Source organism: Pseudomonas sp. PME37.24/006, from assembly GCF_055556635.1.
Map to the genome: position 1 here is coordinate 77,100 of NZ_JBVHNL010000006.1, position 22,488 is coordinate 99,587.

Annotated in this window: 21 protein-coding genes; 8 read left to right on the top strand and 13 right to left on the bottom strand. The window is 59.5% G+C overall.

From position 1 onward, the window contains the following. Positions 1-63: 63 nt before the first annotated feature. Complete coding sequence (locus tag ACZ3GY_RS22595) at positions 64-1,413, bottom strand: tryptophan--tRNA ligase (protein WP_465912057.1); 1,350 nt, start codon at positions 1,411-1,413, stop codon at positions 64-66. A gap of 38 nt (positions 1,414-1,451) precedes the next feature. Beyond that, positions 1,452-2,081, bottom strand: a complete 630-nt coding sequence (locus ACZ3GY_RS22600; protein WP_465912058.1) for an alpha/beta hydrolase — start codon at positions 2,079-2,081, stop codon at positions 1,452-1,454. 130 nt (positions 2,082-2,211) lie between these two features. Here ACZ3GY_RS22600 and ACZ3GY_RS22605 point away from each other — a divergent pair, with 130 nt between their 5' ends. Both ACZ3GY_RS22605 and ACZ3GY_RS22610 read left to right on the top strand, forming a co-directional pair. Beyond that, positions 2,212-2,652: a Z-ring associated ZapG family protein gene (locus tag ACZ3GY_RS22605; protein ID WP_463562291.1), complete on the top strand. Its 441-nt coding sequence runs from the start codon at positions 2,212-2,214 to the stop codon at positions 2,650-2,652. 85 nt (positions 2,653-2,737) lie between these two features. Further along, positions 2,738-3,379, top strand: a complete 642-nt coding sequence (locus ACZ3GY_RS22610; protein ID WP_225838376.1) for a TetR family transcriptional regulator — start codon at positions 2,738-2,740, stop codon at positions 3,377-3,379. 559 nt (positions 3,380-3,938) lie between these two features. Here the strand turns inward: ACZ3GY_RS22610 and azu are convergent. The 7 genes from azu to ACZ3GY_RS22645 all read right to left on the bottom strand — a co-directional run bounded on the left by azu (position 3,939) and on the right by ACZ3GY_RS22645 (position 11,330). Then, positions 3,939-4,388 carry an azurin gene (azu, locus tag ACZ3GY_RS22615; protein WP_463562292.1) on the bottom strand — a complete coding sequence of 150 codons (450 nt, stop codon included), beginning with the start codon at positions 4,386-4,388 and terminating at the stop codon, positions 3,939-3,941. Positions 4,389-4,800: 412 nt separating this feature from the next. After that, positions 4,801-5,514 (bottom strand): ABC transporter ATP-binding protein, encoded by a 714-nt coding sequence (locus ACZ3GY_RS22620; RefSeq protein WP_465912132.1) that lies wholly within the window; start codon positions 5,512-5,514, stop codon positions 4,801-4,803. An 11-nt stretch (positions 5,515-5,525) separates the two neighbouring features. Next, a complete protein-coding gene (locus ACZ3GY_RS22625; RefSeq protein ID WP_465912059.1) occupies positions 5,526-6,398 on the bottom strand; it encodes an ABC transporter ATP-binding protein in 873 nt (290 codons plus the stop codon). Continuing rightward, entirely contained in the window at positions 6,395-7,672 is a 1,278-nt protein-coding gene (gene livM, locus ACZ3GY_RS22630; RefSeq protein WP_465912060.1) for a high-affinity branched-chain amino acid ABC transporter permease LivM, read from the bottom strand. Before livM ends, ACZ3GY_RS22625 begins: the two co-directional genes overlap by 4 nt. 3 nt (positions 7,673-7,675) lie before the next feature. Further along, positions 7,676-8,590 carry an ABC transporter permease subunit gene (locus ACZ3GY_RS22635; protein WP_465912061.1) on the bottom strand — a complete coding sequence of 305 codons (915 nt, stop codon included), beginning with the start codon at positions 8,588-8,590 and terminating at the stop codon, positions 7,676-7,678. Between the two features lie 287 nt (positions 8,591-8,877). Beyond that, the gene (locus ACZ3GY_RS22640; RefSeq protein ID WP_465912062.1) at positions 8,878-9,999 is read right to left on the bottom strand and encodes a branched-chain amino acid ABC transporter substrate-binding protein; all 1,122 of its coding nucleotides are present in this window, start codon (positions 9,997-9,999) and stop codon (positions 8,878-8,880) included. Between the two features lie 440 nt (positions 10,000-10,439). Continuing rightward, positions 10,440-11,330, bottom strand: coding sequence for an MBL fold metallo-hydrolase (locus tag ACZ3GY_RS22645; RefSeq protein ID WP_465912063.1), 891 nt, complete (start codon positions 11,328-11,330; stop codon positions 10,440-10,442). Positions 11,331-11,725: 395 nt separating this feature from the next. Between ACZ3GY_RS22645 and ACZ3GY_RS22650 the strand changes: the two genes are divergently transcribed. Beyond that, positions 11,726-14,011 (top strand): AAA family ATPase, encoded by a 2,286-nt coding sequence (locus tag ACZ3GY_RS22650; protein WP_465912064.1) that lies wholly within the window; start codon positions 11,726-11,728, stop codon positions 14,009-14,011. Positions 14,012-14,522: 511 nt separating this feature from the next. On the opposite strand, the gene ACZ3GY_RS22655 is transcribed toward ACZ3GY_RS22650, so the two are convergent. The 3 genes from ACZ3GY_RS22655 to aptA form a co-directional block, all read right to left on the bottom strand. Beyond that, positions 14,523-16,022, bottom strand: a complete 1,500-nt coding sequence (locus tag ACZ3GY_RS22655; protein WP_465912065.1) for a CoA-acylating methylmalonate-semialdehyde dehydrogenase — start codon at positions 16,020-16,022, stop codon at positions 14,523-14,525. Between the two features lie 95 nt (positions 16,023-16,117). Beyond that, on the bottom strand, positions 16,118-16,411 hold the full coding sequence (locus ACZ3GY_RS22660; protein ID WP_465912066.1) for a cupin domain-containing protein: 294 nt from the start codon (positions 16,409-16,411) through the stop codon (positions 16,118-16,120). Next, positions 16,411-17,757 carry an omega-aminotransferase AptA gene (aptA, locus tag ACZ3GY_RS22665; protein ID WP_465912067.1) on the bottom strand — a complete coding sequence of 449 codons (1,347 nt, stop codon included), beginning with the start codon at positions 17,755-17,757 and terminating at the stop codon, positions 16,411-16,413. The genes ACZ3GY_RS22660 and aptA overlap by 1 nt, the downstream gene beginning before the upstream one ends. Before the next feature lie 188 nt (positions 17,758-17,945). Between aptA and ACZ3GY_RS22670 the strand changes: the two genes are divergently transcribed. Then, positions 17,946-18,866, top strand: coding sequence for a LysR family transcriptional regulator (locus tag ACZ3GY_RS22670; RefSeq protein WP_465912068.1), 921 nt, complete (start codon positions 17,946-17,948; stop codon positions 18,864-18,866). A 195-nt stretch (positions 18,867-19,061) separates the two neighbouring features. On the opposite strand, the gene ACZ3GY_RS22675 is transcribed toward ACZ3GY_RS22670, so the two are convergent. Further along, on the bottom strand, positions 19,062-19,418 hold the full coding sequence (locus ACZ3GY_RS22675) for a hypothetical protein (protein ID WP_465912069.1): 357 nt from the start codon (positions 19,416-19,418) through the stop codon (positions 19,062-19,064). A 221-nt stretch (positions 19,419-19,639) separates the two neighbouring features. Here ACZ3GY_RS22675 and ACZ3GY_RS22680 point away from each other — a divergent pair, with 221 nt between their 5' ends. The 4 genes from ACZ3GY_RS22680 to ACZ3GY_RS22695 all read left to right on the top strand — a co-directional run bounded on the left by ACZ3GY_RS22680 (position 19,640) and on the right by ACZ3GY_RS22695 (position 22,486). Next, the gene (locus tag ACZ3GY_RS22680; RefSeq protein ID WP_465912070.1) at positions 19,640-20,563 is read left to right on the top strand and encodes an aldo/keto reductase; all 924 of its coding nucleotides are present in this window, start codon (positions 19,640-19,642) and stop codon (positions 20,561-20,563) included. A 122-nt stretch (positions 20,564-20,685) separates the two neighbouring features. Next, positions 20,686-21,345, top strand: a complete 660-nt coding sequence (locus tag ACZ3GY_RS22685) for a TetR/AcrR family transcriptional regulator (protein WP_465912071.1) — start codon at positions 20,686-20,688, stop codon at positions 21,343-21,345. Next, complete coding sequence (locus tag ACZ3GY_RS22690; RefSeq protein WP_465912072.1) at positions 21,345-21,932, top strand: IMPACT family protein; 588 nt, start codon at positions 21,345-21,347, stop codon at positions 21,930-21,932. Before ACZ3GY_RS22685 ends, ACZ3GY_RS22690 begins: the two co-directional genes overlap by 1 nt. Positions 21,933-21,991: 59 nt before the next feature. Continuing rightward, positions 21,992-22,486 (top strand): YbaK/EbsC family protein, encoded by a 495-nt coding sequence (locus ACZ3GY_RS22695; RefSeq protein ID WP_465912073.1) that lies wholly within the window; start codon positions 21,992-21,994, stop codon positions 22,484-22,486. Positions 22,487-22,488: the final 2 nt, after the last annotated feature.

Sequence of the window (22,488 nt, forward strand, 5' to 3'; positions counted from 1 at the left end):
TTGGCAAATTGGCCCTATCAGCAGCGGGGCTATGGTCTCAGACCGCCCGACTGCTTATAGGTGTCAGGCTTCTTCCGGCGCCAGCGCTTCGCGCAAGCGCGCGACAGCAGCTTCGGCGGCTGCCGCATCGGCGAATGCGGGGCTTTCGCCGACCCGTTGCTCATCCAGCCACACGCCAAAGGTGTTGCCCTGCACGCGAATATCCAGCGGTTCGCCGGCCTGCAGGCGTTTGCTCACCTGGCCTGCCGCCTTGCCATCGGCGAAGGATGGCGACAGCAGCAGCTGCTCGCCGTCGGCATCCAGCAGACGGAAACGGAAGCTGCCGTCTTCGTCGCGGAAGCTGACGAAACGGGCGCGCTTGGCAGCCTTCTTCTTCACGCTCTCGCTACCTGCTGCCTGGCTACGGAACGAGCGCAGGCCAACCGCTTCGCGCAGCTCACCGAGGAACGGCGTCGCGGTACGCCGAGCCTTGGCGGCGCCAGCCAGCAGAATGTCCTCGAGGTCAGCCGGGCGGGCGATCAGCGTGTGGTAACGCTCGCGCGCTTCACCCAGCTCGGCATCCAGCAGCTCATAAAGCGCATGCTTGGCTTCGCCCCAGGCCAGCCCGCCGATCAGCGCGGCACGGAAGTCGGCCTGCTGGGTCGGTGCGGCAAAAGCTTGGTAGAGGGTGAACAGGTGAGAGTTGTCCGGATCTTTCGCCTCGCCGGGCAGCTTGGAGTCGGTGACGATGCGCGCCACGGCGTCCTTCAACTGCTTGGGGCTGGAGAACAGAGGAATGGTGTTGTCGTAGCTCTTCGACATCTTGCGGCCGTCGAGGCCCGGCAAAGTCGCCACGTCTTCCTCGATCACCGCCTCGGGCAGCTTGAACAGATCCTTGCCCTGGCCAAACAGGTGGTTGAAACGCTGGCCAATATCGCGGGCCATTTCCACGTGCTGGATCTGGTCACGACCGACCGGCACCTTCTGCGCGTTGAACAACAGGATGTCCGCCGCCATCAGGATCGGGTAGCTGAACAGGCCCATGGTCACGCCCGCATCCGGGTCTTCACCGCTCTCGACGTTCTTGTCGACCGAGGCCTTGTAAGCGTGGGCACGATTGAGCAAGCCCTTGCCCGCGACGCAAGTCAGCAGCCAGCACAGCTCGGGGATTTCCGGGATATCGGACTGCCGATAGAACGTCGCCTTGTCGGTATCCAACCCCAGCGCCAGCCAGGTGGCCGCAATTTCCAGACGCGAACGCTGAATGCGCGCCGGGTCATCGCACTTGATCAGCGCGTGATAGTCGGCGAGGAAATAGAAGGAGTCCATATCGGCACTGCGGCTGGCAACGATGGCCGGGCGAATGGCGCCAGCGTAGTTACCCAGGTGCGGCGTGCCGGTGGTGGTGATACCGGTAAGGATACGAGTGGTCATGAAGATCGCTTAAATCAAAAGGGGAAGACGGCTGCGCCTCACAGACGCGGCAGCAGTAAATCTTTGAGATCAGTCAGCTTGCCGTGGAAGAAGTGTCCGCATTCTGCCACTTTCAACAGCTCGTGGGCACGCCCGAGGTTGGCTGACCAGTCGTAGACCAGCTGCGGCTCGACCACTTCGTCGGCATCCGGCTGGATCACCACCAGCGGGCAGCGCTCGGCAGGCGGATTGTCGTCACCCAGGCGCATCACCGCCGGAGCGATCATGAACAGTTGCGCGGGCTCGATGCCCTGCTGTTCCAGGCGCGCGCCGAGGCTGGCGGCGACGAACCCTCCAAAGGAAAACCCGAGCAAGGTCAGCGGCAATTCGGGATAACGCGCGCGCAGCCAGTGAGCGACAGCTTCAGCATCATCGACCTCACCCGTACCCATGTCATGGCTGCCAGCACTGGCACCGACACCACGGTAGTTGAAACGCAGAGTATGAAAGCCCGCATCACGAGCGGTACGCTGCAACGTCGACACCACTTTGTTGAGCATGGTGCCGCCCTGCACGGGATTCGGGTGGCAGATCAGCGCGACACCGCGCGCTTCGGCCACCTCCAGGCAAAGGGCTTCCAGCTGGCCACTCGGGCCATCGATCATTACGGGGGTTTCGCGGATGAGCAACAGTGAACTCCGTGACCTCGAACAGGGTCGACTCGTCTAGCATTTATCCTGCGCACACCAGCACTTAGCGGTGTACAGCGCAGGTTCCAGCCGTTAACGTAAAGCAAAGCCGTTTAGAGAGGAAGGACTCGTGGAACAGACGCTCACCGCCTGGTTGCTACCGGCACTTACCCTGGTCGCTGGCATTGCCATCGGTTTCCTGATCGCTCGCGTGGCACCTCACGCTGCGCCCAGCCGCACCCAGCGCCAACTGGACGAAATGCAGGAACGTTTCGAGGCCTACCAAAGTGAAGTAGTCACCCACTTCACGACCACCGCTAATCTGGTAAAAAAACTGACCCAGAGTTACCACGATGTACAGGAGCACCTGTCCCACGGTGCAGATCGCCTGGCCCTCGACGAAGTGACCCGTCAACGCCTGCTCGCCACCCTGCATGCCGAGCCAAGCACCGAGAAGCGCGAACGCCTGACGCCGCCGCGCGACATGGAAATGCCCAAAGACTACGCACCTAAAACTGCCGACGTTCCCGGCATGCTCGACGAAGGTTACGGCCTGAAGAACCGCCACTAAGTGGCGGCGTGAGCACTCCGAACCCCGCCGCATGGCGGGGTTTTGCTTTACGATTCCGAATCGAGCTGAACAGGGAAGCGATTCGATGGCAGCAAACAGTTCACACCACCCTACCCGCCAGGCGCTGATGGATGCAGCCCGTCAGTTGCTGGACAGCGGCCGCGCCTTCAGCAGCCTCAGCCTGCGCGAAGTGACACGCGTCGCCGGTATCGTGCCGACCGGCTTCTACCGGCACTTCAAGGACATGGACGCCCTGGGCCTCGCCCTGGTGGCCGAAGTGGGCGAAACCTTCCGCATCACCCTGCGCCAGGTACGGCGCAACGAATTCGAGCTGGGCGGCATCATCGACGCCTCGGTGCAGATCTTTCTCAGCGCCGTGGAGCAGAACCGTGGACAGTTCCTGTTTCTCGCCCGCGAGCAGTTCGGCGGCTCGCTGCCCGTGCGCCTGGCACTGGCCACCTTCCGTGAAGACATCGCCGCCGACCTGGCCAGCGACCTCAGCCTGATGCCCAAGCTGCAGCACCTCGATGAGCCGGCGCGCAGCATGCTGGCGGATCTGGTGGTGAAAACCGTGTTCGCCACCCTGCCGGAACTGATCGACGCGCAGTCTTCTTCTCTGCCCCTGCACAAGCGCCCTGAGACCAAGATGATCGAGCAATTGCGCTTCATCCTGATCGGCGCCAAACGCTGGCGTGGGCTGGGCCTGAGCGACTCTGCTGAAGACTGAACCGGCGCCTGCCGCGATTGGCTGAAAAAACATCAGCCCGCGGCAGGCGCCAGATCCATTGGCCTGCACCAGGCTACTCCCACTTTATCCACAGCTTGCTCCACAACTGTCGTGGATAACCCTCCGCTCATCGCTAGATGGTTTTACTCAAGCAGCTGAAATCGTTGAAGTATTTCTTGACTTCGAAAGCCTGTCGCCAGGCTTTTTCCAGCCGCCATGCAACTGATCAGATAATGATCATCGCGCTACAAGCCACGTCGCTCGTGCTCTGCAGACAAGCATGCTCATCTTATCCACAGCCCTGCCCACAGGAGTCGTGGACAATCTGACGCGCATCCGGGCGATGAATATAAGCATCTGTTTTTGATCAAAAAAAATCCTGATCAAAAAAAGCGCTAAAGGCTACAGCCCAGGCGCGAGCGGCGCTACGTCGTGTTGCTCACACCTTCGAAACAGGCTTATCAACAGGCTTTGTGTGTAACTCTGCGGCAGCAAGACTTTTTACACAGATGAAAAAAAGCCGCTGACGAAGCAGCGGCCTTTGCTGTACTCGGGGTGCTTAGTCGACCAGGGTCAGCGCGCCTTTCATCAGTGCCGCGTGGCCTGGGAACGAGCAGAAGAACTGGTAGCTTTGCGCTGCATCCAGCTTGCTGACGTCGAAGGTCACCGAATCCGACTCGCCACCGCCGATCAGCTTGGTATGCGCGATCACACGCTCGTCGCCTTCCTTCAGGTAACCCTTGTCGACGCCGGCCGCGATGCCATCGGTGCTGACGCCTTGTACGTCAGCGGTTTTCGCCAGCACCAGGTTATGGCCCATCACATGCTTGGGCAGATTGCCGACGTGCTTGAGCTCGATGGTGAAGGTCTTGCAGCTCTTGCTGACTTCGATCTCCTTGGTATCGAAGGTCATCTGGTCGGTGGAGTGCACTTCCACCGAACACTCGGCAGCCAACAACGGAGCACTGGCGAGAACCAGCACGGAGGCGACGACAAACTTGCGAATCATGGGAGTCTCCTTGGCAGTAGATGGGTGCAGCGTGCCCTATCGGAACGCAATTGCCCATGACCTGAGGCAACAGACCGCAGCGTCATCCGCAAAACCTATCGACGCGATCCAGACAAACAAACGGCCAGAACGCGTGCGCAGGCTTACCTTGAGGCCGTGTTCGAGAGGAGAAATGTCATGACAATGATGGAAAGCCTGCAGCAGTGGTTTGCCGTTTACGCACAGGGTGCAAGCGGTAGTTCCGATTAAGCGTTTCTTGTGGATGATGCGAGCATGGGCAAACGATGGCATCCATTCAGCAAACAGCGTCGTACCCATCATTCGCCGCGAGGGCGCGGCTCCTACGGGGATTGCGTATCCCGTAGGAGCGTCGCCCTCGGCGCGAAGGGGTTTGGCTAGCCTGCGATGATGCTCAGTGCCCACCTAAATAGGCGTTACGTACTTCCTGGTTGCCGAGCAGCTCCGGCCCTGTACCGGTCATGCGGATTTCGCCGGTGACCATCACGTAGGCGCGGTCGCTGAGGCGCAGGGCGTGGTTAGCGTTCTGCTCGACCAGGAAGATGGTCATGCCGGTTTGCGCCAGCTCGCGCAGCGTGGCGAAGATCTGCTTGACCACAATGGGTGCCAACCCCAGCGACGGCTCGTCGAGCAGCAGCAGCTTGGGTCGGCTCATCAGCGCCCGGGCGATGGCCAGCATCTGCTGTTCGCCACCGGACATGGTCATCGCCCGCTGATTACGCCGCTCCTTGAGCCGTGGGAACAGCTCGAACATGCGCTGCATGTCCTCGGTAGCATGCTGCGTGCCGATGGGGATGGTGCCCATCAGCAGGTTCTCTTCCACGCTCATGTCGGGAAACACCCGGCGCCCTTCCGGGGACTGGGCGATACCGTTGGAGGCCACGAAGTGAGTGCTCTTGCGGGTGATGTCTTGCCCTTGATAGAGAATCTGCCCGCCACTGGCCCGCGGCTGGCCGAAGATCGACATCAGCAGCGTCGACTTGCCCGCACCGTTGGCGCCGATCAGACTCACCGTCTCGCCTGGATTGATGTGCAGGTTGACCTTCTTCAGCGCCTGGATCTGCCCGTAATGCACGTCGACGTCCTTGAACGCCAGAATCGGAGCCATGTTGATGTCGGTCATGCCACCTCCTCCTCGTCCGCACCGAGGTAGGCGGCGATCACTTTCGGGTCGTTCTTGATGGCGTCCGGGCCGCCCTGGGCGATGACTAGGCCATGGTCGAGCACGATGATGTGGTCAGAAATGCTCATCACCATGCCCATGTCGTGCTCGATCAGCAGCACGGTCAGGCCGTGTTCATCACGCAGCAGGCGGATGATCTGACTCAGCGCATGGGTTTCCGACGGGTTGAGGCCCGCGGCCGGTTCGTCCAGGCAGATCAGTTCGGGGCCGGTGCACATGGCCCGGGCGATTTCCAGGCGGCGCTGCTGGCCGTAGGAGAGTTCGCCGGCCAGGTGATTGGCGTGCTCGACCAGGTTGACCACCTCCAGCCAGTAGAACGCCGTGTCCAATAGTTTGCTTTCGCTGCGCCGGTAGCCGCGAGTGTTGAGGATGCCGGCGATCAGGCTGCGCTGGGCGAGCATGTGCTGGGCTACCAGCAGGTTCTCCAGCACGGTCATTTCCTTGAACAGGCGAATGTTCTGGAAGGTGCGCGCCAGGCCGGCGCGGTTGACCAGGTGGGTGCCGCCGAACATCTTGTACCAGAGCCGAGAACCGAACTGCCGGGGCTTGATGAAATCGTCCGCGGCGAAGGGCTCGCCGAGGATGCGGATCACATCGGTCTGCTTGCTCTGCGCATTGAGCAGGATCTTGCCGCCAGTAGCCGAATAGAAGCCGGTCAGGCAGTTGAATACCGTGGTCTTGCCGGCGCCATTGGGGCCGATCAGCGCCGAGATGGTATTGCGCTTTATGGAAAAGTTGACGTCGTTGAGCGCCTTGATGCCACCGAAATGCATCATCAGGCTGTCGACCGAGAGGATGTTGTCGCTCATGGCGCGACTCCTTTACGCGGGGCGATGCCGATGCGGTTGATGCGGATCAGCCCGCGTGGCCGCCAGATCATCATCACCACCATGAGAATGCCGAACAGCAGCACCCGGTAGTCGGCGAAGCTGCGCAGCAGTTCCGGGGTGATGGTCAGCACGAAGGCGGCGATCACCACCCCGACCGTCGAACCCATACCGCCGAGCACCACGATGGCGAGAATCAGCGCCGACTCGAAGAAGGTGAACGAGGTCGGGTTGACGAAGCCCTGATAGGTGGCGAAGAACACCCCGGCGATACCGGCGGTGGAGGCGCCCAGGGTGAAGGCCGAGAGCTTGACCAGTACGTGGTTCAGGCCCATGGAGCGACAGGCGATTTCATCCTCGCGCAGCGCTTCCCAGGCGCGGCCGACCGGCATACGCGTGAGGCGATGCTTGACGTACAGCACCAGCAGCACGACCAGCACCAGCACCGCATAGATGAACAGGAACTTCATGTTGGGGTTGTAGGCCACGCCAAAGAACTCGTGGTACGGCACGCCACCATCCTTGGCACGCCGGGCGAACTCCAGACCGAAGAAGGTCGGAGCCGGCGCGCTCATGCCGTTGGGGCCGCCGGTGAGCTCCAGCCAGTTGGTCAGCACCAGGCGGATGATTTCGCCAAAGCCCAGGGTGACGATGGCCAGGTAATCCCCATGCATGCGCAGCACCGGAAAGCCCAATATCGTCCCGGCGAAGGCCGCCATCAGCGCCGCCAGCGGCAGCATGCTCCAGAAGCCCAGGCCCAGGTACTCATAGCCCATGGTCAGGCCGTAGGCACCGATGGCGTAGAAGCCGACGAAGCCCAGATCGAGCAGCCCAGCGAGGCCGACCACGATGTTCAGGCCCAGGCCGAGCAGCACGTAGATCAGGCCGAGAATGATCACCGTCAGCAGGTACTTGTTGGCGAAGAACGGAAAGATGATCGCCAGCACGATCAGCGCCGGAATGATCCAGCGCATCCGCGACACGTAGCCCGGTGGCTGCACCCCGACACCACCGCCGGAGCGCTCGAAGCCCTCCAGCACCGTGCGCCCCTTGCCGGTCTGCAGAAACAAACTGAGCAGCAGGCGGCCGACCATCACCACGCCGACCATCCACGCCACGCGGTCGATCCGCATGTTGAAGTCATACCCCTGCAGCACTACGCCGACCACGGGGCCAAACACGATGAGCGCGATCAGGCCAGCCATCAGGCTGTCGATCAGGCTCTTTTTCACATCGATAGAAGAAGTCGTACTCACGGCTTACACCTTGGTTACCTGAGGACGGCCCAGCAGGCCCTGGGGACGGAAGATCAGGATCAGCACCAGCAGCGAGAAACTGAACACGTCCTTGTAATCGGAATTCACCATGCCGGAGAACTGCGCCTCGGCCACGCCGAGAATCAGCCCGCCAAGCATCGCGCCGGGCAGCGAACCGATGCCGCCGAGCACCGCTGCGGTGAAGGCCTTGATGCCGATGATGAAGCCGGCGTAGAAGTCGAAGGTGCCGTAGTTGAGGGTGATCAGCACCCCGGCCAGCGCGCCCATGGAAGCGCCAATGACGAAGACGTAGGAAATCACCCGATCGGTATTGATGCCCAGGATCTGCGCCATCTTGCGATCCTGCTGGGTAGCGCGGCACATACGCCCCAGGCGGGTGTTCTGGATGATGTAAGTCAGCGCCAGCATGCCAATGATGGCCGCCGCGATGATGAACAGCTTGGTGTAGGTGATCATCACGTAACCATCACCCACATGCAGACGCAACGCGCCTTCGAGCATGGTTGGAATGCCCTGCTGCCGCGCGCCCTGGCTGAGCTGCACGTAGTTCTGCAGGATCAGCGACATGCCGATGGCGCTGATCAGCGGCGCCAACCGTGTGGAGTTGCGCAGGGGTTTGTAGGCGATGCGTTCGATGGCGAAGCCGTACACCCCGGTGACCACGATGGTGAAGACCAGCGTGCCGAGGATCACCAGCGGGAAGGAATGCACACCGAAGAAACCGAGTAGCGCGATGGCGATGGCCGCCAGGTAGGCGGAGACCATGTACACCTCGCCGTGGGCGAAGTTGATCATGCCGATGATGCCGTAAACCATGGTGTAGCCGATGGCGATCAAACCGTAGACCGAACCGAGGGTCAGGCCGTTGACCATTTGCTGCAGGAAAATACCGTCCATTGAGAAATCTCTGAGTCAGTGACGGAAAAAAGCGCGCAGTCGCCAGGCGACCGCAACAGCCCCGGCAGGCCATGACCCACCGGGTTTGGAGTTTCGTTCACGGGTGACAGGGGCGATGTCCGGAGACCTTTTCGTGAGCGCGCGCTCACGTTCGTCCTCCACTGCGGTCGCATCTGTAGGGTGGACAACGCTCTTTTTGTCCACCATTGCGCTCGCAGAACGGTGGACGGATAGAGCGCCGTCCACCCTACGCGCTAGCGCCCTGAAGACCGTGAACTGGCTCTCTCTTAAAGCTGCTTGTATTTGCCGTCAGCGCCCCACTGATACATCACGTAGTCAGAGACTTTCAGGTCGCCCTTCTCGTCGAACTCCTTCTTGCCCATTACGGTGGCGACTGGGTTGGCCTTCAGCCACTCGGCGGCCTTGACGCCGTCGGTGCCCTTGATGCCGGTGAATGCGGCGGCAACCACTTGCATGGAGGCGTAGGAATACAGGGTGTAACCCTCTGGCTCGTAGCCGTTGGCGCGGAATTTCTCGAGCACTGACTTGCCATCAGGAATCAGACGCGGGTCGGCGCCGAAGGTCATCAGCACGCCATCGACGTATTGCGGGCCGCCAGCGGTGCCGACCAGTTCGTCGGTAACGATGCCGTCGCCGGAGACGAACTTGGCGGTCACGCCCTGCTCGCGCATCTGCCGAACCAGCGGGCCGGCCTCGGCATGCAGGCCACCGAAGTAGACGACCTCGGCACCGCTCGCGCGGATCTTGGTGACCAGGGCGTTGAAGTCCTTCTCGCCACGGGTCAGACCTTCGTACATCACTTCCTTCACGCCACGCTTGTTGAGCTGCGCGCGGGTGGCGTCGGCCAGGCCCTGGCCGTAGGTGTCCTTGTCGTGCACCACGGCGACCTTGGTAGCCTTGAGCTGATCGACGATGTAATCACCGGCGACGATGCCCTGCTGGTCGTCGCGGCCGCACATGCGCAGCATCGCGGACAGGCCGCGCTCAGTGACCTGCGGGTTGGTCGAAGCCGGAGTGATGGCAAGAATGCCCGCCTCGTCATATACCTCGGAAGCCGGCATGGTGGAGGACGAGCAGAAGTGCCCGATCACTGCGACCACCTTGTCGGAGTCGACCATACGGTTGGCTACGGAAACGGCCTGCTTCGGCTCACAGGCGTCATCGCCCTTGACCAGCTTGATCTGCTCGCCATTGATGCCGCCCGCCGCGTTGATATCCGCCGCCGCCTGCTCGGCGCCACGCCACAGCTGATCACCGAAAGCCGCGTTGCCGCCGGTCATGGGGCCGCCCACACCTATAACGATATCGGCATGCGCGAGAGAGGAAAAACCCAATGCGCCGGTAACCGCTAGCGCCAGGAAAGCTTTCTGAAAAGACTTGTGAGGCATGGACGTGCTCCTGAGGAGTTTTAGGATTGGCCCTCCTGCAAGAGCAAGCCCTATGCCACTTCCACGTCCGGCGGCCGAAGGTATAACTGAAATGCGTGCTGGGAATGCCCAACGGCATAAGCCTGAAGAGTCGTCTCAAGGAATGCGTCATTTTCGATTAAAAAGGCGCCACGATCGCTGCAGACTGCTACCAACTGCGCACCTTGACCGAGCAAGGCATCGTCCAAGCTGGTGCAACAATCCGAAACACCGGGTTTATACGTGCACGGTTGGTGAGCGTCAGCTGGGATCGTGTTTGGGAGGTCGGAGGTTGATTCCAGAGCGGTCGCGATGCTGACTGGGCTGCGATAGGGAAAAGCCGCACGTTGTAACCGGTAACAACGCGAAATCGCCCTGCACCGTTGCCGGGCAGGGCGATTTCGTTTCGGTTCAGGCGGGGCTTATTGCGGCCACTTCATTTCGCCCTTGATGACCTTGGCGCTCAGCTCCAGCGATGACTCTTCCGCGAGATTCGGGTAGCGCTCGCGCATCGCTGCGATCAGCTGCGCCGAGTCTTTGGCCTTTTTTGCTTCTTGCTCGAAAGCCAACAGATAGTCGCGGGTATCGGTAATCGCTTGCGGCGAATCCGGCACGCTGCCATCGGCATTGTTCAGGTAATGGCCCGGTACCACCTTGGTCAGCTTCAGCGCAGTGATGGCGTCCAGGGTGCCCAGCCAGTCGCGGCGCGATTGTTCGGTCTGGGTATCGGCCAGCCACACATGGATATTGGCCGACACCGGAATGCCGCCCACAACGGTCTTCAGCGACGGGATCCACACGAAGGTACGCTTCGGCTCCGGCCCACGAATCTCCAGTACCTGACCGTCCACCGTCAGCTTCGGCTCGCTCAGCGCCTGCGGCACCACCAGGGCTTTTGGCGCGTTGTCCTTGAGGATCGGCCCCCAATGCGCCAGCTTGCCGTCCTTGTTCGCCTCGATGGCCGTCACGGTGTCGGCGGTGGCAACGATCTTCGCGTCCGGGAAGGCGCGGTGAATCACATCCAGGCCAAAGTAGTAATCCGGGTCACTGTGGCTGATATAGACAGTGGTCAGCTTCTTGCCCGTGGCACGCACCTTGTCGACCAGCGCCTGCGCATCGTTGCTCTGGAACTGCGCATTGATCAGCACCGCTTCGGTCGGTCCGGAAACGATCTGCGACGACACCGGGAAAATCGAGCGCTCGCCCGGGTTGTACAACTCCAGCTTCAACGGCCCGGCCGCCAACGCATGGCCAGCCAGAGACAACACGACACTACCGAACAACAACGGGCGCAACAGACGTAGAGCACTCATGGCATAGCCTCGGAGAGAAAGATTCTGGGCCATCATAGGGCGGCAGATTGATTCGAAATACGGCCTTATCTGCAATGCTTTGTTGCTTATACCAGAGCAAATTACAGCCCAGCGGGAGCACTCTCGCTCAACCTCTTGCAACGCTCTGCGACCAAAAGCCATCAGCAGCTAGTGGCGCACCGCCAGTATTTCGCAGTAAGGTCGGCCATCGCCTTTCAAGGAAGAACCATGGCCAGCAAGAACGCACCTGCCGCCCACCAGTATTTGTTGAAAAAACATCTCTCCGCAGACGAAGAAAGCTAGCTGTTATTCATAAATTCAAATAACGATTAACAAAAGACAGTTTTGGAAAGATTTTTAGTCCTCTAACACTTGAACCAACAACAGGGAACGTCATGATTGAATCAATAAATAGCTTAAAAGGATTTGGCATATTCAACAATTACCAAAAAGCCCCAGAACTGAAAGACTTGAATAAATACAATTTAATTTACGGCTGGAATGGAAGCGGAAAATCTACACTATCAAAAATATTTGAATGTATTTCAAAAAAGAACATCATTGATGATTTTCCTGAAGCAGATTTTGAGATAAAGTCCAGCAAAGGGAAAATAACATCAAAAAATCTAGACTCCTCAGGGCTAGATGTATGCGTATTCAATAGCAATTTTATAAAAGAAAACATAAACTGGGACTCAATCGTAAAAAGCATCCTCTTAATCTCCCAGGAAAAGATAGCAGACAAACAACTATTAAAGGAAAAGCTTGCACAATTCAAAACAGAGAACGCCAAGCTAGGCGCTTCAATAGAAAAGAAGAATAAAACAGAAGAAGACAAAGCTAAAATCTTAAGCTCAATTGCAAAAAACATTAAACAAAGATTTGAAATACTAGACAGCTCTGACTCTTACTATGTCAGCTACAATCGCACCAAGGTTCAAACAAGGCTCAACCTTCTCAACAACCAAATCAAAGAAAAATCCTTGCTCTTATCGAAAGATCTCATAGAGGACATGAAACAGAGCGCTTCTCCAAAATTTAAGAACACCATCAGCCACACCTTCAACATGTTGAATCCTGAAGTTTATGAAGAAGCAGCAAAGCGCCTTAACAACTTACTCTCCCAAACAGCAGCATCTAAAACCATTGATTCGTTGAAGGAAAACCCTCCTATACAAAGCTGGATTGAGACTGGTTTAGAGCTGCACAAAAACCACGACAACTGTTTATTCTGCGAGGGCGACTTAAAAGCAGAACGGCTGCAGGCTCTCAATGAGCATTTCAGCCAAGCATTCCGCGAATTGAAAGAACGACTTGAACGTGCCAAGTCATGGCTCAGTTCTCAAGAGTTACCCACGCAACCGAACCTGACTGAAGCCGACTTTTACGATGAATTCTACAAAACAATCCCAACATCTTTAGAAGAAATGCTCCAGGCTAAGATTTCAATAGAAAGCTCTATTAACTCATGGAAACTAGAACTTCAAAAGAAAATAGAAAATCCATTCGACGCTGAAGAGAGAATCCAATCGCTTCCTGCAGAAGCGATAAATAACTACAACACCCACTGTACGCATATCAATTCAAAAATTGCCGCTCACAACATTAAAGCCAGCAACTTCAAAGACCAAGTAGATCGTGCAAAGAAAAAGCTCGAAGATCACTTTCTTACAGAAGAATACAACGACAGCGACTATGAAGAATTATCCTCAACATTAAAAAAACTTGAGCCCGAAATTACTATCCAAACCGGGCTAACGAAAGCGCTCACCTCAGAGATCAATGCTTTAGAAGCCTCATTAAGTGATGAGGCGATCGGTGCGGACAAATTCAATGGACTGCTACACAAATTCTTAGGCAGAAACCACATCGAACTGAAGTTCGACGAGACACAAAAAGGGTATCGGATCGTCCGGCAACCTGAAAGCAAGGTTGCAAGAAATCTCAGTGAGGGTGAAAAGAATGCAATTGGCCTGATCTATTTCTTAACAAAACTGGATGAGAATGATAGAGACATAGAAAACTGCATTATTGTGATGGATGACCCTGTTTCAAGCTTCGACTCTAACAACCTATTCAACACGCACTCGTTTTTAAGGAATCACTGCCAAGCAGCTCAACAACTAATTATTCTCACGCATAACTTTAGCTATTTTAAGCTAGCGAGAGATTGGCTGATCAATAAAAACAAGAAACGCGACTCTAACGGAAACCCGATTATCAGATCTCACTTCTATAATATTGAAGCCACCACTACCACACCAAGATCATCTTCAATCAAAAATGCTCCATCAAGCTTGCTTGAGCACAACTCCGAGTATCACTACACATTTAAGATGCTCCAGCAGTACATAGAAAAACAAGAGTTAAACATTGAGGAGTCATTTGCGGTAGCAAATATAGCAAGAAAACTAATGGAGGCATTTCTGACCTTCAAGTATCCAGACGCACGCGGAGACTTTAATAGCTTAATGGCAAAAGCCATTAAAGATGAAGCTCTGCGAGAGCGCATTTACAGATTTATAAATAAATACTCCCATAATCAAATCATAGAATTCGATAGCATTGGCGCCGACAACGTACTCCATGAAACGCAGTATATTGTTAGAGATATATTCCAAGAAATTGAGCGACTGGATAAAAGCCATTATGATGGAATGATCTCATCTGCTAAAGATTAGCAAGTAGGGTGGACAACGCGAAGCTTGTCCACCATTGGGCTAAACGCAATACATTAGGCATACGCCAATCGCCCCTTCATAAGGCCGAACCGAATCGTTGTGTAGAGGGTTGAGCGGCATGGATGCCGCGAGAGCCGCGATGGGCCGGGGATGGCCCTTCGCGGCGGGCCCTCGGAGCAATGATGGAGTGAGGGAGTAAAGCGTAGCGAGACCCGGATGCAGGGGCACAGACCTTTTGGTTCCTTTTGGGGCGCTTGCCAAAAGGGACTCGCCGTAAGGGCGAAACCAGTTTGGCAGGCGATAAATAGGCGGCGCCGGAGTGCGATCCCAAGTAGAGTGGATACAACCGCAAGAAATGCGTCGCTGCTGATAGAGATTCGCGGGCATGGCCCGCTCCCACAAGTTGCCGCTCCACACTTTATCTCCCCCAGGAATAGGCTATACGCCGACTTCCCGGGCACCAATAAAAAGGCCGATCAACTGATCGGCCTTTTCGTTACCTCACATCCCCTCAGCTATTACTCGGAAACGCGAATTGCGCGGCCTCATGGCTCTTGCGCTGCGGCCAGCGCTGGGTGATGGATTTGCGGCGGGTGTAGAAGCGCACGCCGTCGGGGCCGTAGGCGTGCAGGTCACCAAACAGCGAGCGCTTCCAGCCGCCGAAGCTGTGGTAGGCCACCGGTACCGGCAGCGGTACGTTGACGCCCACCATGCCGACTTCGATCTCGTCGCAGAACAGCCGCGCCGCTTCGCCGTCTCGGGTGAAGATGCAGGTGCCGTTGCCGTACTCGTGATCGTTGATCAGTTGCATGGCCGCCTCCAGGCTGTCCACACGGACGATGCACAGCACCGGGCCGAAGATCTCGTCGGTGTAGATGGTCATGTCCGCCGTCACCCGGTCGAACAGGGTGCCGCCGAGGAAGAAGCCATTTTCATTGCCGGACACGCTCAGGCCACGGCCATCCACCACCAGCTCGGCGCCCGCCTGCACGCCGGCGTCGATATAGCCGGTGACCTTGTCCTTCGCCGCAGCGGTGACCAGCGGGCCCATGTCGAGGCCGCACTGGGTGCCGGCGCCGATCTTCAGGGCCTTGATCTGCGGAACGATCTTGTCGACCAGCGCATCTGCGATCTGGTCGCCCACGCACACGGCCACGGAGATGGCCATGCAGCGCTCGCCGCAAGAGCCGTAGGCGGCGCCCATCAGTGCGCTGACGGCGTTGTCCAGGTCGGCATCGGGCATCAGCACCGCGTGGTTCTTGGCTCCGCCCAGGGCCTGCACGCGTTTGCCGCGCTTGCTGCCTTCGGCATAGATGTATTCGGCGATCGGCGTGGAGCCGACGAAGCTCAGGGCCTTGACCTCGGGCGCCTGGATCAATGCATCCACTGCGGTCTTGTCGCCGTGCACGACGTTGAGCACGCCGTTGGGCAGGCCGGCTTCGTGCAGCAACTGGGCGATGTAAAGGGTGGAGCTGGGGTCGCGCTCGGAAGGTTTGAGGATGAAGCAGTTGCCGCAGACGATGGCCAACGGATACATCCACAGCGGCACCATGGCCGGGAAGTTGAACGGGGTGATGCCGGCGACCACGCCCACTGGCTGGAAGTCGCTCCAGGCGTCGATGTTGGGGCCGACGTTGCGGGTGTATTCACCCTTGAGAATTTCCGGCGCAGAGCAGGCGTACTCGACGTTTTCGATACCGCGCTTGAGTTCGCCGGCCGCGTCTTCGACGGTCTTGCCGTGCTCTTCGCTGATCAGTTTGGCGATCGCGTCCTCATGCTGCTCGAGCAGTTGCTTGAAGCGGAACATGACCTGGGCGCGCTTGGCCGGCGGCGTGTTGCGCCAGGCCGGGAACGCCTCCTTAGCGGAGTCGATGGCCTGCTGCACGGTGGCCACATCGGCCAGGGCGACGCGGCGTACCGCTTCCCCGGTGGCGGGGTTGAAAACGTCGGCGCTGCGGCCGCCCTGGCCATCGGTGAGTTCGCCGTGGATCAGGTGCTGGATGGTGGTCATGGAGCGTCCTCGATTGGAGACGTTGCGTAGGAGCTGGCTTGCCGGCGATCAATCCTGCAAGCATCGCCGGCAAGCCGGCTCCTACAGAAATGGGTTCAATGCGCTTTGATTTCGGTTTCGACGAAGACCACTTCATGGTCGCTGGCATTGATCACGTTGTGTTCCACCCCCGCCTTGCGGAAGTAGCTCTGCCCGGCCACCAGCGGGGCGTGCTTGTCGCCCTCCGGGGTTTCCAGCAGCAGCGTGCCGTCGGTCATGGGCACCACCACGTAATCGTAACCATGCCGGTGGCGACCGGTTTCGCTACCCGGCGCGAACCGCCATTCGGTGACGATCACCTCGTCGTTATCCACCTGCACGGTGGCTACCGCCTGCTGTCGGACAGCCATCAGTCGATCCTTTGCAGGACATCGCCCACGGCGCTGAACACGCGGTCGAGGTCTTCGATCTTGGCGTTGAACATCGGCCCGAACTGCAGGCCGTCGCCGCCGAAACGGACATAGAAGCCGGCTTTCCACAGTGCCACACCGGCCTCGAAGGGACGGATCGACGGGTCGCCATCACGGGGCGCCAGCTGGATCGCGCCAGCGAGGCCGCAGTTGCGGATGTCGACGACGTGCTTGGCGCCCTTGAGGCCATGGATGGCGTTCTCGAACTTGGGCGCCAGCTCGGCGGACTGCTGCACCAGGTTCTCGCGTTTGAGTAGCTCCAGCGAAGCCAGGCCGGCAGCGCAGGCTACCGGGTGGGCGGAGTAGGTGTAGCCGTGGGTAAATTCGATCATGTGCTCGGGCGTCGGCTGGCCCATGAAGGTCTGGTAGATCTCGCGGGTGGCGATCACCGCGCCCATGGGCACGGCGCCGTTGGTGATCTGCTTGGCGACGTTGACGATGTCCGGGGTGACGCCGAAGTACTCGGCGCCGGTCCATTTGCCCATGCGCCCGAACGCGGTGATCACTTCGTCGAAGATCAGCAGGATGTTGTGCTGGGTACATATCTCGCGCAGGCGCTGCAGGTAACCGGCAGGCGGCACGAGGACGCCGGCCGAGCCGGACATTGGCTCGACGATCACCGCGGCGATATTGGAGGCGTCATGCAATTCGATCAGCTTGAGCAGCTCGTTGGCCAGTTCGACGCCGCCGGTTTCGGCCGCGCCTTTGGTGAAGGCCATGCCCGGCTGCAGGGTGTGCGGCAGGTGGTCGACGTCCATCATCTGGCCATACATCTTGCGGTTGCCGGCGATGCCGCCGAGGCTGGTGCCCGCGATATTCACGCCGTGATAACCGCGGGCGCGGCCGATGAACTTGGTCTTGCTGGCTTGGCCCTTGAGGCGCCAGTAGGCCTTGGCCATCTTCACGGCGGTATCGGCGCACTCGGAACCGGAGCCGGTGAAGAATACGTGGTTGAGGTCGCCCGGCATCAGGTCGGCCATTTGCTCGGCCAGCTTGAACGACAGCGGGTGGGCGTACTGAAAGCCCGGCGAGTAATCGAGGGTACCGAGCTGCTTGGCCACGGCCTCCTGAATCTCCTTGCGGCAATGACCGGCGCCGCAGGTCCACAGACCGGACAGGCTGTCGTAGACCTTGCGACCGGAGTCGTCGGTCAGCCAGGAGCCTTCGGCGCTGACGATGATCCGCGGGTCGCGCTGAAAGCTACGATTGGCGGAAAACGGCATCCAGTGGGCGTCCAACTTGAGCTGGCTGGCCAGGGGCAGCGTGGCGGTCTGCGGCATGTTCATGGCGATGGCCTCGGCAATGGCGGCGTGATCGGGAGTAACGTGGGAGGGGCTTTAGCCGCGAGAATCGACAGCAATCGCGGCTAAAGCCGCTCCCACAAGTAAGTGCATCAGTTGCCTGGAAAGGTGCCACAGGCATAAAGTCACTCAAACCCGACTCTTCTTATCCTCAGTTCACTGGTGACTAAACAATGAGCGTTCGACGCCCGGAGCCCCTGGCCCAGGTCAGCGATTTCGATATACGCCTGCTCAAGCTGTTTCGCAGCGTGGTCGAGTGCGGTGGTTTTTCCGCTGCGGAGAGCGCGCTGGGCATCGGTCGCTCGGCGATCAGCCAGCAGATGAGCGACCTGGAGCAGCGCCTCGGCCTGCGCCTGTGCCAGCGCGGCCGCGCCGGCTTCGCGCTGACCGAAGAAGGGCGCGAGGTGTACCAGTCGACCCAGCAGTTGCTGGCCGCGCTGGAGAGTTTTCGCACCGAGGTCAACGGCCTGCACCAGCACCTGCGCGGCGAGCTGAATATCGGCCTGACCGACAACCTGGTGACGGTGCCGCACATGCGCATCACCGGCGCCCTCGCCCGCCTCAAGGATCGCGGCCCGGACGTGCGCGTGCATATCCGCATGACGCCCCCCAGCGAGGTCGAACAGGGCGTGCTCGACGGGCGCCTGCACGTGGGCGTGGTGCCGATGGTCGGCGGCCTTTCCGGCCTCGATTACCAACCGCTGTACGATGAGCGCTCGCTGCTCTACTGCGCGGTCGGCCACCCGCTGTTCTATGTGGATGACAATGAACTGCCGGACGAACGCCTGAATGCCCAGGACGCCATCGCCCCGACCTTTCGCCTGCCACCGGACATTCAGAACCACTACCAGGCCCTGAACTGCACAGCCAGCGCCTCGGATCGCGAAGGCATGGCCTTTCTGATCCTCACCGGGCGCTATATCGGCTACCTGCCGGATCACTACGCCGCCGCCTGGATCAAGGAAGGCCGCCTGCGTGCGCTGAAAGCCGACACGCGCTTCTACGACCTCAACCTGGCCTCGGTGACGCGCAAGGGCCGCCGCCCGCACCTGGTGCTGGAGACCTTTCTCGAAGAGCTGGCGGCGAGCGCGTGAGAGGTCGTTTTTGATCAATTAGATGTGCGTTTGAATTGGCTGCTACAAGGCGAAAGCGGCCGTTCGTGATCTCGTGGGAGGGGCTTTAGCCGCGAGCTTTTTATCAAGGCAAACAAAGAGCTCGCGGCTAAAGCCGCTCCCACAAAAGCAGCAGAGCTCTATGTCCGCCCCCGCCACCACCCTGCCATGCAGCGCTTAATCGATTTTCTCGTAGCTGCCGCCACATGTGACGAAGCAGTTCTTGTAGACCTCCGAGCAGGTTCGGTAGTCAGGCCCGTCGATTGCCGTGGGCTTCGGGCACAGCGTTTTGAGATTGGGATCTTCGGTGGAATGCAGGCAGTTCTGGTAGCTCTGGTTCTGGCTGTCATAGATGACTTTGAAGCCTTGGTAGGACTCATCCTCACTGCGCTCACAGGCCCGCTGCGTTTCGTTGCACTGCTGGACGCAGGCCTGGCCTTCGGCAGTTTGCGGGGGCACTTCGCGGTACTGGGTACAACCGCCCAGCAGTGTCAGCAGAGCAAATACGGGTAAAAACAGATGGCGAGACAACACGGGTTGCAGGATCCTTCGGCAACGGTTCAGGCAGGCAACCTAAACATTCCAGACGTATCAGAGAAGCTGATGGGCTCTGCTGTGATGGCCTTCGCAAAGGTTGGTTCCCTCTTCGCAGGCCAATCGCTAGCGACATACTCGGTAACAGGCTGTCGACAATCCATGAGGCTGGGCGTCTAGTCTCAAGCCATCGTCTCTTCGATCAGCCAACGGAGCACGTCATGCCCAATCGTCGCCATTTCCTGCAGGGCAGCGCTGCCCTGATGACCCTCGCGGCCGGTAGCCAGTTGTTGCCGGGTTTCGCTTTCGCTGTGAATCCGGCCCCGCTGCTGCAGCGCAAGATTCCGTCGAGTGGCGAGGCGCTGCCGGTGATCGGCCTCGGCACGTCGCAAACCTTCAACGTAAGCCTCGACGACGCCAGCCTGAAACCGCTGGACGAAGTGGTACGCGCCTTCATCAATGGCGGCGCCACGCTGATCGATACCGCGCCCAGTTACGGCTCTGCCGAGGCGGTGACCGGCGAGCTGCTCAAGCGCACCAACACCCAGGGCAAGGCATTTCTCGCCTCCAAGCTGTCGAGCACCGGGCGCGAGCGCGGCCTGGCGCAGTTCGAGGCGAGCCTGAAAGCCCTGCAGACCGACAAGATGGACTTGCTGCAGGTGCACAACCTGCAGGACACCACCACGCAGTTGGCGTTGGCCCGTGAGCTGCGCGAACAGGGCAAGGTGCGCTACATCGGCATCACCCATTACATCGAGTCGGCCCACGACGACCTGCTCGAGGTGCTGGCCAAGGAGAAGGTCGATTTCGTCCAGCTCAACTATTCGGTGGCCGAGCGCAATGCCGAGAAACGCCTGCTGCCTTACTGCGCCGAGCACGGCATCGCCACGCTGATCAACCGCCCGTTCCAGCGGGCGCAATTGCTCAGCCGGGTCAAAGGCAAATCGCTGCCGGAGTGGGCCACCGAAATCGACGCGACTTCTTGGGCGCAGTTGCTGCTCAAGTTCATCCTCGCCAACGAAGCGGTTACCGCAGTGATTCCGGCCACCTCGAACCCGCGTTACGTGGTCGACAACCTCAAGGCAGGCCAGGGCCGGCTGCCCAATGCCGAGCTGCGTGAGCGCATCGTCCAGGCCTTCAGTTGAGCGAATACAGTGGCCGGCAGTGAGACCGGCCAGATATTTTCGGCGGCAAGCGCTTGTCACGTCGGCGGGTTCTGGAGTATCTGTTCTTGCGCTGTGCCCTCTGACCAGAACGGAAGCCTCCGATGTCCCTCGACGCCCCCGCCAATAGCGCCACCTCCGGCAAGCCGAATGGCCGGATCCGGCAGAAGAACATAGAAGCGATCATCACCGCTGCCGAAGACGAGTTCGCCCGGCACGGCTTCAAGGGCACCAGCATGAACACCATCGCCCAGGCGGTGGGCCTGCCCAAGGCCAACCTGCATTATTACTTCAGCAGTAAGCAGGGCCTGTATTTGGCGGTGCTGAACAACATACTCACCCTGTGGGACAGCGCCTTTAGCAACCTGCGCGCCGAGGATGACCCGTCCGAAGCCCTTGAGCGCTACATTCGCGCCAAGATGGAATACTCGCGCCGCTACCCCAAGGCCTCACGCATCTTCGCCATGGAAGTGATCAGCGGCGGCGCATGCCTGTCGCAGCATTTCGGCAAGGATCACCAGAGCTGGTTTCGCGAGCGTGCGGCCGTGTTCGAAAGCTGGATCGCCGCCGGCAAGATGGATGCGGTGGATCCCATGCACCTGATTTTTCTGCTCTGGGGCAGCACCCAGCATTACGCCGATTTCGCCTCCGAGATCTGCCGTGTCAGTGGCCGCTCGCGCCTGACCAAGCAGGATTACCAGACAGCTGCCGATAATCTGGTGCGCATCATCCTCAAGGGCTGCGGACTGAAACCGAGCGTCTGATGTCCTTTCTGTTACTCGCTCCTTGCGACTACCGCGAGGAAATACGCAAGAGCCGCTTTCTCGCCCAGGCTCGCGCCATCAACAATACAGCGGATGCTCAGGCGTTCATCGAGCAGCTCAGCGACCCGAGCGCATCGCACAACTGCTGGGCCTGGAAGCTCGGCCAACAGTATCGTTTCAGCGACGACGGCGAGCCCGGTGGTACCGCAGGCCGACCGATCCTCGCCGCCATCGAAGCTCAAGGTTTCGATGGCGTGGCCGTGGTGGTGACGCGCTGGTACGGCGGCATCCAGCTCGGTACCGGCGGCCTGGCCCGCGCCTATGGCGGCAGCGCCAACAAATGCCTGCAGAACGCCGAGCGCCAGGAGCAGGTTGCGCGCCTCTCCTGCGCCTGCCATTGCGGGTTCGCCGAACTGGCATTGCTCAAATCGCGCCTCGGCGAATTCGACGCCGTACTGGAGCAGGAAACCTTCGACGCCCATGGCGCCGAACTGCACCTGGCCGTACCGCAGGCGCACATCGAGGCCCTGCAGCGTCTGCTCGCCGACATCAGCCGTGGGCGCAGCCGCCTGCAATTGCCTGATTGAGGCTTGACCTCGCCGCGCATGACGCGACATGGTTGTGGCTTTGCACCGGGAGCCGCCCCATGAGCCTGCAATCCGTTCGTGCCTTCTTCGCCGAGAAGGCGCCAGACCTGCACGTCATCGAACTCGACACCAGCACCGCTACCGTGGCCCTGGCCGCCGAGGCCCACGGCGTGGAGCCCGGGCAAATCGCCAAGACCCTGGCCTTTCGCATGGGCGAGCGCAATCTGCTGATCGTAGCCCGCGGCGATGCGCGCATCGATAACCGCAAGATCAAGGAAACCTTCGGCAGCAAGGCCAAGATGCTCGATGCCGATGCCGTACTCGCCCTGACCAGCCACCCGGTCGGCGGCGTCTGCCCGTTCGGCCTCGCCACGCCACTGCCGGTGTATTGCGACGTGTCGCTGCGCGCGTTCGAGGAAGTGGTGCCGGCTGCTGGCAGTATCCACAGCGCAGTGCGTATCAGCCCGACGCGCATGGCCGAGCTGGTCGGAGCCGAGTGGGTGGACGTGTGTCAGTCGCTGCCCGTCGAAAGCCACGAAGTCGCGTCCCCTTGAAA